This window comes from Methanosarcina sp. 1.H.A.2.2, assembly GCF_000979975.1.
In the GTDB taxonomy this organism is placed as follows: domain Archaea; phylum Halobacteriota; class Methanosarcinia; order Methanosarcinales; family Methanosarcinaceae; genus Methanosarcina.
On record NZ_JJQL01000016.1, the window covers coordinates 46,942 to 65,073 of the forward strand.

Annotated in this window: 11 protein-coding genes; 8 read left to right on the forward strand and 3 right to left on the reverse strand. The window is 44.1% G+C overall.

The features are described from left to right. Positions 1 to 5 precede the first annotated feature (5 nt). Positions 6 to 257 (reverse strand): glutaredoxin family protein, encoded by a 252-nt coding sequence (locus EO93_RS03100; RefSeq protein WP_048133108.1) that lies wholly within the window; start codon positions 255 to 257, stop codon positions 6 to 8. Positions 258 to 948: 691 nt separating this feature from the next. On the opposite strand from EO93_RS03100, the gene radB reads away from it, so the two are divergent. Further along, positions 949 to 1,719, forward strand: a complete 771-nt coding sequence (gene radB / locus EO93_RS03110; protein WP_235284088.1) for a DNA repair and recombination protein RadB — start codon at positions 949 to 951, stop codon at positions 1,717 to 1,719. 199 nt (positions 1,720 to 1,918) lie between these two features. Here radB and EO93_RS03115 read toward each other — a convergent pair whose 3' ends face one another. After that, on the reverse strand, positions 1,919 to 3,019 hold the full coding sequence (locus EO93_RS03115; protein WP_048133105.1) for an inositol-3-phosphate synthase: 1,101 nt from the start codon (positions 3,017 to 3,019) through the stop codon (positions 1,919 to 1,921). Between the two features lie 719 nt (positions 3,020 to 3,738). Here EO93_RS03115 and EO93_RS03120 point away from each other — a divergent pair. The 6 genes from EO93_RS03120 to EO93_RS03145 all read left to right on the forward strand — a co-directional run bounded on the left by EO93_RS03120 (position 3,739) and on the right by EO93_RS03145 (position 13,476). Further along, positions 3,739 to 4,758 carry an S-methyl-5-thioribose-1-phosphate isomerase gene (locus tag EO93_RS03120; RefSeq protein WP_048161087.1) on the forward strand — a complete coding sequence of 340 codons (1,020 nt, stop codon included), beginning with the start codon at positions 3,739 to 3,741 and terminating at the stop codon, positions 4,756 to 4,758. Between the two features lie 517 nt (positions 4,759 to 5,275). Next, positions 5,276 to 5,443, forward strand: coding sequence for a preprotein translocase subunit Sec61beta (locus tag EO93_RS03125; protein WP_048135448.1), 168 nt, complete (start codon positions 5,276 to 5,278; stop codon positions 5,441 to 5,443). 24 nt (positions 5,444 to 5,467) lie between these two features. Further along, a complete protein-coding gene (locus EO93_RS03130) occupies positions 5,468 to 6,451 on the forward strand; it encodes an alpha/beta hydrolase (protein WP_235284089.1) in 984 nt (327 codons plus the stop codon). 53 nt (positions 6,452 to 6,504) lie between these two features. Then, positions 6,505 to 8,628 (forward strand): endonuclease MutS2, encoded by a 2,124-nt coding sequence (locus tag EO93_RS03135; protein ID WP_048161088.1) that lies wholly within the window; start codon positions 6,505 to 6,507, stop codon positions 8,626 to 8,628. A 660-nt stretch (positions 8,629 to 9,288) separates the two neighbouring features. Then, on the forward strand, positions 9,289 to 11,475 hold the full coding sequence (gene ppk1 / locus EO93_RS03140) for a polyphosphate kinase 1 (RefSeq protein WP_052735373.1): 2,187 nt from the start codon (positions 9,289 to 9,291) through the stop codon (positions 11,473 to 11,475). 369 nt (positions 11,476 to 11,844) lie between these two features. Beyond that, a complete protein-coding gene (locus EO93_RS03145; protein ID WP_048161090.1) occupies positions 11,845 to 13,476 on the forward strand; it encodes a Ppx/GppA phosphatase family protein in 1,632 nt (543 codons plus the stop codon). A 96-nt stretch (positions 13,477 to 13,572) separates the two neighbouring features. On the opposite strand, the gene EO93_RS03150 is transcribed toward EO93_RS03145, so the two are convergent. After that, positions 13,573 to 16,260, reverse strand: coding sequence for a CHAD domain-containing protein (locus tag EO93_RS03150; RefSeq protein WP_048161091.1), 2,688 nt, complete (start codon positions 16,258 to 16,260; stop codon positions 13,573 to 13,575). A gap of 608 nt (positions 16,261 to 16,868) precedes the next feature. Between EO93_RS03150 and EO93_RS03155 the strand changes: the two genes are divergently transcribed. Beyond that, positions 16,869 to 17,990 carry an ORC1-type DNA replication protein gene (locus tag EO93_RS03155; protein ID WP_048161092.1) on the forward strand — a complete coding sequence of 374 codons (1,122 nt, stop codon included), beginning with the start codon at positions 16,869 to 16,871 and terminating at the stop codon, positions 17,988 to 17,990. Positions 17,991 to 18,132: the final 142 nt, after the last annotated feature.

The window sequence follows — 18,132 nt, forward strand, 5'->3', positions numbered from 1 at the left end:
GTTTGTCACAGAATTCCCCGGAGTTTTTCCGGATTCACTTCTTCCCCGCGGAATATTTCGGTATACGTGAGGAATTCACTATTGATCTGTAATACAGGCGCTGTCACTGTGAAGACCCCGTTGAAACGCAGTTCGGTCAGAGCTTCCGGGGTGGACATATCTGCTACTTCGAAGGGTACTGAATTTGCTTCCAGGAATTTTTTCAATTTATTGCATTTCGGACAACGTTCCGTTGTGTAAACTATTATTTTTGCCATAATTTGCGCCCCTCTGATTTAATGGTACAGTCTTTTTAACATGTTTCTTACATGCCTTTTACATGTTTCGTTATTTACTTACTCGTTTTATTTACGGTGTGCGGAGAGTGAGTATGCCGGCGCAGAGCGCATCAAAGCAATAAAACAAAACCCCGCATGGGTACTATTCCTTAGCCAACCCGGTTTATTCTATAATAACTCTCCCAGACTAGTCAGCAATATAGGAACAGGGCATGCTTTTTATAAAGAGTGCCCCTCTTGATATCATTTTTTCACTCTATTGAGTGAAGGTTCTCTTAATTTCCAGGTAATTATTCTAAATGCCAGATCTTACTTATAATGGTTTTTCAACTCATCTTTGAATACAATTACCCTCTTACTTTGTATACAAAGACCGTTGTTTGTTATCAGATCTGGTGACAATCTTATGGGCTTCTGTTTTTTAAAAAATACCTGATTTGTGGGACTATTTTCAAGTACAGAAGACTTTATTTTATATGGGTGGTACTTTAATGGATATAGGTATGGATACCATCTATATGGCTTTATTCCTTGAAAACATTGCAATATATTAGTAAAGGATATTTTCAGTTTCAAGATATTCATGAAAATTTTTTTCTCCGTTTCTTCAGGTCTGAGAATTCAAACCTGAGCATTTCTTCTATGTCTACTTAAATACTTTTATTCGTCCTTGAAAATCTTTAATCTGTCCGAATATGTTGAAAATTATGAAAAAAGCATTATATCATGGGTCTTTCATACTTCTGTCAAGTGCAAAGAGAGGTGTCACGCCATAGAGAAACTATTATCTTCCGGTTGTAAACCCCTTGATGACCTCCTGGGAGGAGGTTTCGAGAGAGGGATCGTAACTCAGATCTTCGGAGCCGCAGGAACCGGAAAAACAAATATCTGTATCCAGCTTGCAGTGGAATGTGTAAAGCAGGGACAGAAAGTCATTTTCATAGATACGGAAGGGCTTTCTCCTGTTCGTTTCAAGCAGATTGCAGGGGAAAATGCCAAGGAAATAGCCAGGAGCATAATTATCTACGAACCCCTGAGTTTTGAAGAGCAGTATGCGTCCGTAAGAGAGGTGGAGAGGATCGCAGGTGAGAATATCGGGCTCGTGATTCTGGATTCTGCAACTTCATACTACAGGTTTGAACTCGAAGATGAGGAGACCGGCATAAAAAGCCGCAGAGAACTTGCTAGCCAGATAGGGTTTCTGCATGCTCTGTCTCGCAAACACGGTTTTGTTGCAGTTATAACAAATCAGGTATACTCAGATATTATTGCAGGAGGGGTGCGTCCATTGGGGGGCAGTTCCCTGGAACATATCTCAAAGACGATCATCCAGCTGGAAAAAACAGGTGAAGGGACAAGGCGCGCCACTCTCTTCAAACACCGCTCCCGTCCCGAAGGCACAAATGCGGAGTTTAAAATTACGGCTGATGGAATCCGTTAAATAGTAAAAACATTGAGATAAATTCTGTTGAGATCAATTCCGTAGAAAAATTTCAGTCAGCAGGAAATATTCAGGAACAGAAAAACGTAAAATTCCCGGATGTTTCCGGGATTTTCTGGCCTCAAAACTGTCTTCAATAAGAATTTCTTCTTCTTCGGGAATTTCTTCTTCTTCTTCAGGAATTTTTTTCCGTCTTGCTTTAACGTTCTCGTGTTCCGGCTATGAACTCTTCGGTTCTGCGGTATGCTTCATCATCAGGGTACTGGATAGCCGGATGCTTCATGAAGTAGGAAGCCGGGGAGTACAGCACTCCTCCTATCCCGCGGTCAAGAGCCAGCTTACAGCAGCGAATGGCATCAATTACCACACCTGCGGAGTTAGGGGAATCTTCTACCGAGAGCCTCAGTTCAAGGTTCATGGGCACGTCCCCAAAGAGCTTGCCCTCCATGCGAAGGAAACAGACCTTGTTGTCTTTCTGCCAGGCAACGTAGTCGCTCGGTCCGATATGGATATTTTCATCCTCAAGCCTATGCGAGAGCACGGACTGGACGGCTTCCGTCTTGGATTCACGCTTGGAAACAAGCCTGTCCCTGTTGAGCATATTGAGGAAATCGGTGTTTCCGCCAGTGTTCAGCTGATATGTCCTTTCGAGCTTTACACCGCGTTTTTCAAATAGGTCTGCAAGGACCCTGTGGGTAATCGTTGCTCCAAGCTGGGCTTTGATATCGTCTCCGATAACAGGAATATTCTTTTCTTTAAACCGTTTTGCCCACTCAGGATTGCTTGCAATGAAAACAGGCATGTTGTTGATTAAAGCCACTCCGGCTTCAAGAGCGCATTCGGCATAGAAACGGACAGCTTCTTCAGAACCGACAGGAAGGTAATTAAGAAGCATTTCGGCTCCTGAATCCTTCAGTTCTTTTACGATGTCTGCTTTTGTGGCTTCAGGCTCTCTGCTGACAACAAATGTGTAATTTTCCCCATAATTCTTCATGTGGTCAGAGAACCCGTCAAGAACTCTGCCCATCTTAACCTTCACACCTGTGGAGGGGATATCAGGACAAAAAACCGCGGTGCAGTTTGGGGGAGCAAAAATGGCCTCGGATACATCTATTCCTACCTTCCTTGCATCAATGTCGAAGGCAGTAACAACTTTGATATCGCTGGGCCCGTACCCTCCAATGTCCCTGTGCATAAGTCCTATGGGATCCTTATCTTCGGTTTTATAGTACTCGATGCCCTGTATCAAAGAGCTTGCACAGTTCCCGATTCCTGCAATTGCTATTTTTATTTTTGTCATAAGCGCTTACTCTCCGATGAATACCCTGACTCTCATAAACCACAACGTGCATGAAACGACAGATTCTCAAAACTTCCAAAACTTTCATAATTTATGGATCCAGGGATTTATGGATCCAGGGATTTACGGATTCAAGGTCCATGAAATTTATAGGAAGAAGTGTAAAACCTCCAGGTCTTTAGTCTGGGGGCAGTTAATGAAATTATGATTCCTGAAATTACGAATCTTCCTGTGTCTCAACTATGGATTTTAAATATTTTCTTATTTGTACTGTTACTTTATAAATCTATTATATTCTAACATATCTAACATATCTAACTTTGCCCTTTGCTAAATAAATATCATGTTTGTTTATCTATATCTCAGACTTACTCTATACATGCTTGCTTATAATGAAATAAAATTATTAATCTGATGCTCGGCTTCTAAACATCATTTGTATTGTTATCTTGTATTGTTATCTTGTATTGTTATCTTGTATTGTTATCTTGTATTGTTATCTTGTATTGTTATCTTGTATTGTTATTTTTAATCCGAAACAGATATTTTTTATTTGAGCCCCTTATTCAAGTTTTCAGGTTGTCTGATAGTGATCGGGAAACGAAACACTCACACCTGTAGAAGGAAGAGTCGAATAGGTTTTTATTGGATGGGTGGCTTGAAAAGGAAGTCGGAAGATTTCCCGGCAGAACCTGATTTTCACATCGGAAAGTGATTTAATGAGGACAATTGACTGGAACGAAGAGTCCAATTCTGTGGTGCTGGTAGACCAGACCTTGCTCCCGCAGGAGTACAGGGTAATAGAATGCAAAACCCTGAGTTCGCTCTGTGAAGCTATAAAATCTCTCAGGATCAGGGGTGCACCTGCACTCGGTGCTGCAGGAGGTTTTGGAATTGCTCTGGCAGCTTTCCTTAGCGGGGCAAAAGATATCGAATCCATAATCCGTGACCTCGAGGTTGCGGCAAAAGCACTTAAATCGACCCGCCCTACGGCCGTAAACCTTGGCTGGGGTGTGGACAGGGTTTTAAAAGCAGTTTCTGATGCCTTCAATGTTCAGGGAGTACGGGATATTGCCCTTCAGGAAGCCCGGGATATTGCAGAAGAGGATATTGAAATCAATAAGCTCATAGGTAAATACGGATCAAAGTTCCTGAAAGATGGAGATACCGTACTCACGCACTGCAATGCAGGAAGGCTTGCTTGTGTTGACTGGGGTACAGCTCTCGGAGTTGTACGTTCGGCTGTTGCAGAAGGCAAAAATATCAAAGTTATTGCCTGTGAGACAAGACCTTTGAACCAGGGGAGCAGGATCACCACCTGGGAACTCATGCAGGATAAAATCCCTGTGACCCTTATTGCAGATTCGATGGCTGGCTGGGCAATGCGCCAGGGGCTCGTAAACAGCGTGCTCGTAGGAGCCGACCGAATTACCCAGGATGTTGTTTTTAACAAGATCGGTACCTATACGCATTCTATCCTTGCAAAAGAGCATGAAATTCCCTTTTATGTGGCAGCCCCGGTCTCTACTTTCGATTTCGAAGGCTGGGAAGGAAGTGTAAAGATTGAAATGCGAAATCCTGACGAACTGCGGTTCTCAGGCTGCGAACAGCTTGCCCCAAAAGATGTTGAGGTTTATAATCCTGCTTTTGATGCGACTCCCATGGAAAATGTGACTGCGGTAATCACTGAAAGAGGCGCATTTTACCCGCCTTTCCTGCTGGACGAGGTTCTGATCTAAGGTCTTCAGTCTCTGATTTTTCGGATCCTTAGATCCTTAAGATCACAGGTTTCCTTTCTTGTCGCAGGATTGCTCCGGAATAGCTCTGCAGGATTTATATATGAGAACTGTAAATTATCTGGTAACTATCTAAATGAGTAGTTCAAAACTAACAGTAAATTTACAGTTGAGTTACATTTTCTAATTTCAAGATAATATTCCTAAATAAGTAAATAAATAAGTAAATGTATGAATAATTAAATAATTAAATAAGTAAGTAAATAAGTAAATGTATAAATAATTAATTAAATATATATAAACACACGGATAATTTTATACCTAAATACATATTCCAAAAATAATACTTCATATGGTTATCACAGGATATCACGATAACGAATATTGATCCAATGAATCCAAATCTTAAACTAAATTTCTAATTAAATGTAACTTCCAATCAAGAACGTAACTTTTAATCAATATCACATAATCAATATCACATAATCAATATCACATGCATTCATAAGGTGTTTTACTCATGGCTAAAAAATCAGGTACCGGACTTCAGTCCTCAGCAGGGCTCATGCGCTACTACGAAGCTGACAAAAATGCGGTTCACATCCAACCCAAAACAGTTCTGATTGCCGGCGCCCTTGCGGGCATAGTAGTATTATTCTTAAGTGCTGTAAACGGCTTCTGGCCGTAACTACGGTTTTCTGGCAGGGTTCCCTTGAGCAAGCATATTTCTGGAAAAAAAGAACTCAAGAAAACGAAGAAAGCTTCTTCAGGCGCCAGAATCCCGAAACCCTTAGTTTTTTTCCTGGGTTTTCTCCTGATAGCTATGGGTATCTTCGGGGTCATGTACAACCCCTCTAATTCCATAGGAGAAACTCTTCCGTGGGAGATTTCGAAGGCAGGCACATTATCTTTTCCCCCGAGGGACGAGCCTGTGTTTACGGTTCAGGAAATTGAAGACCTTTACTCTCCTGAAGATCCGGATATTCTGAAACTGGTATCTTTTGAGAGCAGAGGCGAAAAAGTCCAGGCTCTAATGAGGGTTCCTGCAAACTCTTCTTCTTCTTCTTCCGCCGGCATAGTTCTGCTTCCGGGAGCAGGAGTTAGCAAAGAAGGTGAACAGGGGCTGGCTGCCGAACTCTCTAAAATGGGGTATGTAACCCTTGCCCTTGACCAGCGTAATCAGGGCGCAGTAAACATTAAAAGAGATCTCGAACTTTTCAGGGCAGGGCTTGAACCTGTTGAATACCTTATGGTTTACGATACCCTCAAAGCCGCAGATGTGCTTTCCGTCCAGCCTGAAATAAATCCTGAAAGGCTTGCAATCCTCGGGGAAAGTAACGGTGGCAGGTTTGCAATTATTGCCTGTGCCCTTGACCCTTCCCTTAAAGGAGTTATAGGGATCAGTACTTCCGGGTACGGCATTGAAGAGGGTGACCCTGCCGGCATAGCTGACTCCGAAGCTTATCGTTTCTCCCGCTCAATTGACCCTGACACCTACTTAAGTGCCCTGCCTCCTTCAAGGCTTGTGCTGATTCATTCTTTTAATGATACTGTAATCTCCCATGAACTGGCACTCAGGACCTTTGACCTTGCAAAAGAACCGAAGGCAATGTATAATGTTACTGAAAAAACGCACGGATACACAGCTTCCATGCGCTCCGATCTTGAAAAAGAACTTGAGCTCCTCCTGAACTGAAAACATTCGGGCATAGGATCCGGTTCAATTGATTTTCTAAAAGTGTTTTGAATATGGCATCTTCTCAGCAACTCTCAGGCTTACGGGAACTTCATGGAATAGGTGAGCGAGTAGCCAGCAGGCTTGTCGAGCATTTTGGAAGTGAGGATGCAGCTCTCCAGGCAATTCTTGAAGGAGACATAGCTTCGCTTTCCGAGGTAAACGGGGTCAGCCATACATTTGCTCTTTCCCTTGCCAGGGATGTCAGGGCCCAGGCTGAAGGATGTGCAATTTCCGATTTTCTGAAAACAAAAGAAGCTCTTGACCTGTACTCCCGCCTGCTTGAGCTGATAAAGACGTTTGCCCACACTCCGCATGCGAGGGACAAGCTGGACCTTTTTTATCCGTTTCCTGCATCCCGTATGGACCTTATTCAGGAGAGGAGAGCTTTTGTAGGAGAGTACCTGGAGCTGGCAGATGTTCTCTCTGCAGATAAGGCGTTCCTTAATCTCCTTTCCAGCGTGAAAAAGCTAAGGCCGATCCCGGGAAACCTGCGGGTAAGAGACAGGATCATCCTCTCCGGGGACCAGAAAACTCTGGATGCAGCCAGGGAAAGGTTCCAGGCATTTTTGCCTATCCAGGCGGTGGAGAGTTTTTCAGAGTTCGTAGATCTCGCGAGAGGCTACTCAAGTGTGATTATTTTTGATGATACTTATCTTAGTTTTGATCTTCCTGAAGGGCTTGACCCCGAATTTCTCCAGGACCCTTCAAAAGCGGAATTCTGGCAGATCCTGCCTGAAGTAGAGCTGGCTTTTTTTGCAAGGAACCTGGCCTGCATTCTTGCCTGCCTGAATATAGTATCAACTCTGCGGTCTTCAGGCTTTGATTTCTTTGAGGAACTCTCAGAAGAGGATCTTGAGACCCTTAAAACAGCCCTTCTAAAAGTGGGAGAGGATGGAAAGCCTGTTGAGGGTTTTGACCCCGAACTTGACAGGCTTGGAGCTGCCCTGAAAAACCTTGATCCTGTGCTGACCTCTGCCTTAAATGAGGCAAACCAGCACATGAACCTGAAACTCGAAGCAAGTTCTCTTACCCTGAGCGGGCAGGAACTCATCAAGCTTGTGAGCGGGGGAATGGAAATTAAAGACCTGCTTGCAAAAGAACTCCACAGGGTCTACATAGGCGAGGTCGGAGCCGTAAAAGAGGGACTCGCAGAAAAGCTCAATTTCCAGAAACAGGAAAAACTGATGCTTGACTCTCTCTTTTCCGACGAAATTTCCTATCCTCTCAGGGTAGAACAGGCTCAGCTGCAGCTTTTCAGGCAAAAACTGAATATGTCCCTTGAAAAAGCAAGGCTTACTCGCAAAAGGGAGCTTGCAAAAGTCCTCTCAACCTTCCGTCAGCCTGTAGAAAGGCTTGTCAGGGAGGTCCTTGACTTTGACCTGGGTTTTTCCATAGCCTGCTTTGCCGCGCAGTTCCGGCTGAAAATGCCGGAGACCGTCCCTGAAGCTGGAATTGGCTTTGAAGAGGGAGAAAACCTTTTCCTGAAAGCCAGGTACGGAGAAATTGACCCTGTCAGTTATTCCGTCGGAAAAACGCGTTTTTCTCCGGAGGGCCTGGAAAACAGGGTTGTACTTTTGAGCGGTGTGAACTCCGGGGGCAAAACCTCTTTACTTGAATTGCTTGCCCAGTGTGTAGTACTCGGCCACATGGGTTTTCCTGTCCCTGCAAAAGAACTTGAGCTGGGACCTGTAGAAGAATTCTATTATTTTGGAAAATCAAAAGGAACGCTTGATGCAGGAGCCTTTGAAACAACCCTCAAGCAATTTTCCGTGCTATCCGAAGCTTCCGGAAAACTTGTGCTTGCCGATGAGCTGGAATCAATTACCGAACCCGGAGCTTCAGCCCGGATCATAGCAGGGATCCTTGAATACCTTTCCCGGAGCGAAGAGAGCCTTGGGGTTTTTGTCTCCCATCTTTCGGAATTGATCCTTGAAAACACCGGGACAGACATCAGAGTGGACGGAATCGAAGCCGAGGGTCTGGATTCCAGCCTGGAACTTATAGTAAACCGAAACCCGGTATACAATTGTGTGGCAAGAAGCACTCCTGAGTTGATTGTAGAAAGGTTACTGAGGAAGACCACAGGAAAAGAGCAGGAATTTTATGCCCATTTAATGGACAAATTTAAAAATTAAAAGGCAATTTGAATGTTAATGGATATTTTTTCAAGTCAAAATCTATATCTTATATTCTACTATCAGGGCAATTTATAAATTTCTTCTAACATATATTTATTTCAAACACGTGTGGTATTTTCTGGCGGTTTTTGACGGTTTTCCCTGATACTATCTTGTTGTTTTCGGTTTTGTAGATACGCTATGTTCTTTTTTGTGGCATTGTGCCTAATTTTTTGTTTATTTTTCTCTGTTTTCTAAGAGATAATATTATAAGTCTTTAGTACTATATATTAATAAATAGTAGTGAGTTGACTAAGATTTCGGGCAGTTCTTACATTCCTGTTAATCCAAACGTTTATATACGTCTTAGTGTCAATGCATCTCCGATAACTTTATATGAAGATGCGCCTTGCCTCGGACAGGGAATAGAAAACTCAGTCGGCTAATGGTTATTGAAAGGGTTGATACGCAGTTCAGGGAAAATTTTTCCGAAAACTGGCTATTTTAGCTGTTGAGTAGATTCGAGGTTATCTTCTTTTAAACCCTGCTAATTATACTGAATGAACATCTGATAATAATGTCAAATAATGAAACAGGCAAAAATCTTATATTCCGATCTTCTTATATTTTTGAGGATGGCTCTGAAGAAACACAAAACCCAGGCTACGCGTGATAGGAATGGAGCGTAACTTCCCAATTCATTGTGCAGATTTTGATAGATTGGTTACGGATAGTGTTGATGGGGTCCGGGTTGAAGTATCAGGTATGCCTGACCTGAGTGATCCATGCCTTTATGCGGACCGGGAATACAGCTGGCTCCAGTTTAATGACAGAGTACTCGAAGAAGCTCTGGATGAACGTAATCCTCTGTTTGAGAGAGTTAAGTTTCTTTCCATCTTCGGGAGCAACCTTGATGAGTTTTTCATGGTCAGGGTCTCCGGGGTCAAGAAACGTATTACTGAAGGGGCAAAGGAAGACCGCGCAGATGAACTGGCTCAGGAGCAGCTGCAGGTCATCCGGGAAGAACTTCTAAAGCAGCTTCCTCTAAAAGACAGATGCTGGAATGAAGTGCTCGAACCGGCTCTAAGGGAAAAGGGAATTAAAGTCCTTAACTACTTTGAGCTTTCCGGAGAAGATAGAGAAAAGCTCAGGGACTACTTCGAAAGAAATATTTTTCCACTACTTACTCCCCTTGGTTTCGATTCAGGTCATCCTTTCCCCCATATTTCAAATCTCAGTCTTAACCTTGCCGTACTTATTGATGACCTGGAATACGGGGAACGTTTTGCCAGGGTCAAGATCCCTCCTCTGTTCACAAGGTTGATCGTTGTTCCTGAAGAAGGCCAGGAAAAAATAATTTCCAGTTTTGAAGAACTAAAATCAGGGCGTTTTGTGTGGCTCGAACAGCTGATTGCTGCAAACCTCGATCTGCTGTTCCCCGGACAGCGCATCCTCGGAGCTTATCCTTTCAGGATCACACGAGATGCTGATCTCGGCTTTGACGAGGACGGGGACAAGGACCTTCTGACGGCTGTTAAGCAGAGGGTGGGGAGAAACTACTTCGGGCCTGCTGTCCGGCTTGAAACCGACTATACTATGCCTGAAAGGGTTTCTGATATTCTCCTTAAGAACCTGGAGCTAACTCCTCCTCTGATGTTCAGGGCAGCGGCGCCTCTGGGCCTCTCAAGCCTCATGAAGCTTACGCAAATTAATCGTCCGGAACTCAAATATGAGCCTTTTGAGCAGAGAAAACATTCCTCTCTGGCTAATAAGGAAAATATTTTTACCGCCTTGAAAAAGAAGGATGTCCTTCTCTATCACCCTTACGACAGTTTCGAATCGGTAACCGACCTGGTTGAAGAAGCCGCTGATGACCCGGATGTTCTGGCAATTAAAATGACGTTATACAGGGTAGATGACAACTCCAGGATTATCCAGGCTCTTATGAAAGCTGCGGACCGGAACAAGCAGGTTGCAGTCCTTGTCGAACTTAAAGCCCGCTTTGACGAAGAGAATAACATTGGATGGGCAAAGGAACTTGAACGTAAGGGCGTTCACGTAGCCTACGGCTTTCCCGGACGCAAAACCCATGCCAAGATGTGCCTTATTGTAAGAGCCGAAACAGAAGGCATCAGATATTATGTGCATATGAGCACGGGAAACTATAACGCTGTCACAGGAAGACTCTATACTGATTTCGGCTACCTCACAAGTGATCCTTTCATAGGCAAAGACGTCTCTGACCTTTTCAATGCCCTCACAGGTTATTCCAGGAAGGACCATTATATCAAGCTCCTGGTAGCTCCGCAGAATATGAGGCATCAGATCCTTGAACGCATCAGGCGCGAGATTGACCTGCACGAGAAATTTGGGGACGGTCACCTGCTTTTCAAGATGAATTCCCTGGTGGACTACCAGTGCATCCGGGAACTCTACAGAGCTTCACTGGTTGGAGTAAAGGTAGACCTCATTGTCAGGGGCATCTGCTGCCTCAGGCCCGGCATTTACGGGCTGAGCGAAAATATCAGGGTCACTTCTATAGTCGGGCGTTTTCTCGAGCACTCAAGGGTATATTATTTCAGGAATGGTGGAAAAGAAGAGATCTTTATGGGCAGTGCCGACCTTATGCCCCGCAACCTTGACAACCGGGTCGAAGTTCTCTTTCCAGTATCTTCAGATTACATTCCTATCATGCGCGATGTCATCCTCGGTACCCACCTGAAAGATAACATAAAAGCTCGCCTTCTCCTCCCTAATGGCAGGACTGAAAGGATCTACCCGCAGCCCGATGAAGAAGAACTGGATTCTCAGCTCTGGATGCTTGAGAACAGAGGTGTCTGGGAGCTTAAAACGGAAAACGGCTGAAAGAAAACTTTCATAATCCTTTTTTTGTTTTCTCTCTCCCCTCCCCTTTTTGTTTTCTCTTTTCTTTCCCTTTTCCATTGTTCCTTTAGTTTTCTGTGTTTTCCTTTCCCACCTGAAATTTTTATGCTACTCTCTGGAGTTTCATAAAACCTCAGCAGGAAACCCCTGAGTCTTTAGCTCAGGGGTAATTGACATGGGCAGGGTTTTTGAACTTACAATTTCACATATATAGAAAGATAGAACTCAGGAAAATACTATCCGGAAAATAAATCTCAAATTGAATCAAAATGTAAACTGATATTGTGGAGTTTATGAAGCTCTCTTAATCCTTCTCGAAAAACGAAAGGAAGGGCTTTCAGGTGGTCATAAATGGAACCCGAGAAAAATTCCGACGGCAGGGTTGTTGCGTTTATTGATATAGGGACTAACTCAGTCCGGCTTCTTCTGGTCCGGATCAATTCCAACGGGTCTTACCAGCCCCTGACCAAGCAGAAGGAAACGGTGCGGCTTGGAGAAAAGGAGTTTATAGACAGGATCCTGCAGCTAAAAGCAATGGAGCGGGCAACCGTTGTCTGTAAAAAGTTCATGGAACTTGCAAGGGCTTACAGGGCAGAAGAGATCATAGCTGTGGCAACCTCCGCAACCCGGGATGCGAGCAATAGGGTCCAGTTTCTTGAAATGATTAAAAGAGAGGCAAACCTTGAGGTCTGCACGATTTCGGGGCTAGAAGAAGCCCGCCTGATTTATCTGGGAGTTTCAAGTGGACTCCGCCTTGGTTATTCAAAAGCCCTTTTTATTGATATCGGAGGTGGGAGCACTGAAGTGTCGGTAGGGGACCAGAGCCAGTGTTACTTCCTTCATTCCCTTAATCTCGGGTCAATCCGCCTGACAAACATGTTTCTTCCGGATGAAACAGGTCCGGTTTCCGAGGAGCGTTATGAGCAGATCAAAGCCTACATACGGCGCAAGACTGCGGATATAACAAAAGAACTTTCCAGGTACAGGGTAGGCTGTGTGATTGGGAGCTCGGGGACTATCGAAAACCTTGCAAAAATCGCTTTTGTTTACCTTCATAAAACAGCCCATGAAAGTTTCGAGAAGCTGGAGTACGAAGACCTGAAGAAAATTGTCCGGGCAATGTGCGCCCTGCCGCTTGAAGAGAGGCGCAAATTTCCGGGGATAAACTCCCAGAGGGCAGACATCATTCTTTCAGGCGCTGCAATCATCGAGACGCTTATGGAGGAACTCGAACTTTCAGAGATTACGGTCAGCAAGCGCGGGCTCAGGGAAGGGCTGCTCGTGGACTATATCTCAAAGAGCGAATTCTCTTATATGGTCACGCAGATGTCGGTAAGAAAACGCAGCATCATGCAGCTTGGCCTTGCCTGCAACTTTGACGAAGAACATGCACATATCGTTACTAGGCTTGCCCTTGAACTCTTTGACAGCATTCAGGCTCTTGGGGTCTATGAGTTTCAGGAAAGTGAGAGAGAGCTTCTTGAGTACGGCGCGACCCTGCACGATATAGGGACATTTCTCTCATATGATACCCATCAGGCACATGCCTATCACCTTATAAGAGAAAGCTGCCTCCCTGGCTTCCAGCCTGAAGAAATCGAAATCATTGCAAACCTTGCATATTTCCACAGGAAAAACATCCCTAAAAAGAAGCATCCCAACCTTGCAGGGCTAAGTAAAGAAGCTGTAAAAAGTATCAGGGCGCTCAGTGCCCTTCTCCGTATTGCCGAAGGGCTTGACCGTACCCATACCGGTATTGTATCCCATGTCCGTTTCTATATTGCTTCCACCGAAGGTCTTGTGCTTGAAATGCACGCCCAGCAGGAGTGCCAGCTCGAAATCTGGGAAGTTGAGAAACAGAAAAAATTCTTTAAGAAGATTTTTGGATACTCTCTCCAGTCCAAAGTACTTATAGAACAGGCTGTGGGAGCCCCAGTAGTTTTTGAAGGGGGCGTCGAAGTTGAGGAAGTCCCACGGGACTGAAGCTTATTCAGGAACAGAATTTCCTCAAAAGTGGAGCCTTTTCAAAAATTGAATTTTTCCAATTTAAACTGGTTTTTAAAAGTTAATTTAAGTCCTTCAGAGGCCTTCATACAGGTTTCTGACTGCACTTTCAATTCTCTTCCTAAACTCTTCGGTCCGGATTTTTTCCCAGGCATCAGGAAAAGTGTTGAGCAGGGCTAACAGTTCTTCCTCCCTGTAAGCAAGGTAAGCTTCCACTCCACCAGGGCTTTCGGAAATCTGCATTTCACTCGATACCTTTTCACTCGATGCCTTTTCACTTTCTGAAGGGCCCCAGGTCCCGGTCTTCAGGTAAGATTCCAGCATTCCGGTTGCAACTGCTGCATCATGCAGGTCTCCAAGGTGGTCCTGCAAAACTTTGAAATCTTTGATTAAGGTCTCAACTTCTTTCCCGAGTACGCCCTCAAAGAACTCTAAAGTATAACGCAGCCCTTTGGCAGCAATCCTGAGCCTGTGCAGCCTCTCAACCGAAACATAGGGTCCCTCCACCCATTCGGAGTAGGCACTTATGTCGGCTAAACGGGCATAGAGGATCGAAGGAAGTACATCCTTTACCCGGTGCGGCAGAGAGTCATGTTTCTCCGTAGTTGTGGGGAGAGCCCAGGTTTCCGGAAAGTCCAGAAAGTCCGAAAAGTCTTTCTTAAAACGGCTGTACTTTTCACTGTCAAGGTAATCGAGCATATTTTCCCTGGCTTTTTCTCTCTCCTCCGCAAGTGTAAGAAAAAGAGGGTCAAGGTCATGTTCACGCCCGGAAGGTAGGGTTTTCAGGTAAGTTTCCGCTTTTTCCCGGAAAACGTCCAGGTCCCGGACTCCTCCCATGGCACCAAGTGTTCTCTTGAGCCCTTTAAGGTGAGGCTCCAGTTTTTCGGAGTCAAGGTATTCATCAAAGACTATTGTTGCTGCCCTCATCCTGCGGACCGCAACGCGCATGTCATGCAGCTCTTCGATGTCTTCTCCTTTTCGGGTTCCTTTTTCATGGGCGAGCATCTGGGAGAACTGGTATGTAAAGATCCTGTGCGCAACAAAGGCCATGGAATCTTCCGGGATGACCGTGAATTTCTGAGTTTCTTTTCTTTTTTTCTTCTCAATTCTTTTTTCAGTTTTGTCCTCAACTTTCCCCCGGGGTTTTTCTCCTCCTTTTTCTTCAGCTTCTTCTCTCTCTTCTCGTGGTTTTTTTTCTGAGGCTCTTCCCGAGTCTATTTCCAGGGCTCTTTCTGAGTATCCGGATTCAAGAGGTTCCCTTGCCTTCGTAAATCGGAGTTTGGTGCTGAAGAGATATTCCCAGAGTTCACTTCTTTTTTCCGCCTTTTTTGCAGTTTTTTCTGCATCAGGTCCCAGCAGTTCTATTTCGACAGATCCCTCAAGTTGCCTGAACCTGGAGGGCAGAAACCCCTGAGCTCCTTTGTCGGAAAGATTTGCAATCCGGAGAAAAGCTGTAAGAATGAGGGCTTTATTCTGAAAAGCCGGAGAAAGACCTGTATTCTCTTCTTCAAGGACTACAGAAAGCTTTTTTTCACTTATTTCGGGATCCTGAAGCTCCATGATAAGGGCAAGCATTTGCAGGTTATTTAGTTTCAGTCCTTTAATCGGATGGGTAAGGAGAATTTCTCTGCTCATTATGACTTCTTCTCCTCTGTATACTGAACTTCCGATATCCTGCAGGAGGGCTGCAAGGCCGAGCAGTTCCTTTTCCTCCTTTCCGAGCCCGTGATAAGCAGAAAGCCCGTCAAAGAGGGCGAGGGTCCCTGCCCTGATATTTTCTGCTCTTTCTCTGTTAACTCCATACAGTTCCATAAGGGCTTCAGGGGTCCATTCCTCAATGCCCATCTCAGTCCAGCCTTTATGGGGTTCCCCTCTTCCGGACTGAAAATGAAATGCCAGGCTTTTTCCAGGGGTTTTTTCTTTAGTTCCTGTAAAAGGAAAGACTAGAAGCCCTTCTTTTTCAAACCGCGAGAGCAGAGCTTCTATTTCCGGTTCCGGGACTTTAAGTAGAAGGCTGAGTTCTGCAGGATTACTGCCCCTGTCAATTAATAGAAGAATCTTGGCTTGCTTTCCGTATATGTTTTTGTGACCTGCAAGCTGTGCGCAGACTGCTCTTTCTTTCAAGTTCAGGAAGGTTTTTTCCGGAAGGTTTTCCCTGAAAATATAGGCTCTTTCAAACTTGGAAAAAGGGCTCTCTACAAGGCTGTAATGACTGAGCAGGAAATCCCGGATAGTCTCAAGGTCATCAACAGTCCCTCCGCTTTTAAGTTCCACCTCAAACTCATTGTAGAGTTTTTTCCTGCTTTCGCTTTTGAGATTTACCCTGTCCAGATAGAGGTCAGCTACATGCTTTTCTTCAAGATTTAACTTGCGAATTATCCTTTTCTGTTTGAGAGTAATAAGTGGAGACAGGTCAAGCCCCGAGGTAAACTCAAAAATCATATTTCTGATCCGGAGAGTGGGGCATTCAAGCACGGAAAGCCCTTCCGGCAGGAAACTTACATATTCTTCTCTTCTGTGGGTCCCGCCTTCAAAACCTCCCAGACTTTTGATTGTCACCCATTTCCCTTTTTCTCCTGCAGCTTTTCTCGCTCTCAGGTAATACCCGGCAGCCATAATGTCTTTATTTTCAGTATCAAGAAAAGTGTCCTCAATTATCTGGATCTGAGCTTCAGAAATAGTATAAGATGAAAGCCTGGAGAGATTTTCAAGCTCTTTAAAATCTGTCTCTTCCGGTACCAAAAATTTTGACTCAATTTCCATATTAATTCTCCCCATCCCGCTGTGAATACTGAGTATATATGTACTCATTCTTCAAATATGTCGCCAATCTTCAAATATATACTCAGGAATCTATGATATTTTTAATTATTCTCTAATGATTCTTTAATTAATATTCTAGTAATTATTTATAAAGTATCTTAACTACCGTCAACAGGGTTAAATCATAAGTTTTTTCTTTACCCGGAGATTGGTTGCTATATTACTGGATTATTAATTTTTCTGGATGATTACTCAAACTACAAAATAATGGTTCAAAAGTAGTTATTAATCCAGTAAAAATTCAAAAAAGCTAAAACGTAATAATACATATTTATTAAAAATTTAAACAGAGCAATAGATATATTTACCAAAAATTTTACTTATTTATATTAAACAGGGAGTTTGACCTTTTAAAACCTGTGTTCAAACTGTGGAACTCACATTATTTAATTGCACTGCACTCTCTTGAGATCCAGCCATTCAAACATACTTTTACAGGCCAGCCCTCAATCAGTAGTATCCGGCAATTGCAAGGATCCCGTGACAAAAATCCAGCAGCAAAAGGATACATTATAAAGGATACATCAATAACAAAGGAGCAAGTTTCCTTGACAGGCAACGATATACTACTCTGGGACGAAACCCTCTTTAAGGACCTTTCGGTACTTGAGCCGGATTATCTCCCGGAATATTTTCCCCACAGGGATTCACAGTTAAATGCGCTCAGGTTTGCGCTCAGACCTGCCCTGCGCGGCATGCGGCCTTTAAATTGTTTGCTGGTCGGCCCTCCAGGAACAGGGAAGACCAGTGCGGTTATGAAGGTTTTCAGAGAAGTTGAGGCTCATGCTCCGGGTGTTGTGGCTGTAAAGGTCAACTGCCAGATTGATTCCACACGTTTTGCCGTAATTTCCAGGATTTACAGGCAACTGTTCGGGATCTCTCCTCCGAATTCCGGGATTGCTTTTCGGAAACTCTTTGAAAACGTTGTAAATTTCCTGATTTCTTCTGAAAAAGTGTTGATTGTGGCGCTGGACGACCTTAATTATCTCTGCTGTGAGGGACACGCCAACGAAGTGATGTATTCCCTGCTCAGGGCTCACGAGCAGTACCCCGGAGCAAAGATAGGGGTTATCGGGATCGTAAACGATGCATCTGATCTTTATTGCCTGGACGCAAGGGTCAACTCTGTTTTCCTGCCTGAAGAAATATCCTCTCCAAGGTATGGGGAGGCAGAGATTCTGGACATCCTTAAGGACAGGGTCAGGTACGGCTTTTACCCGAGAGTAATCTCTGACGAAGTGCTGGAACTTGTTGTCTCGTATGTGGAAAAAACAGGGGATTTGAGGGTTGGAATCGATCTTCTAAGACGTTCAGGGTTCAACGCTGAGCGCAGGGGAAGCCGCATGATCTTATCAGAAGATGTGGAAAAAGCCTACGAGGCTTCCAAACTTCTCCACCTGTGCAGGGGCATAAGCCTCCTCTCAGACCCTGAAAAACAGCTGCTTGAACTGATAGCAAGGACAGATGATGTTAAGGCTGGAGAACTCTACAAATCTTTCCACGAGCTGACACAGCTCGGATACACCCGTTTTTACGGCATGGTCAACAGGCTTCAGACTCTCAACTATGTGGACGCTGACTTTACAGGCAAGGGCAAGCGAGGCAGGACAAGGATAATAAAAACAAGGTATGAAGCTGAGGACATCCTTAACTGCCTTAAAAAAGGCTGAAAAATGATTTAATTCGCAAAAAATTCTTTTATATTTTATAAATTCGTTTATAAGACTTTTGTTGCAAAAATAGCCTGATTATTCAAAAAACCTGAAAAGAAGCCTGAAAGAGAATAAGTGAACGGAGATTCACATGGCTTTT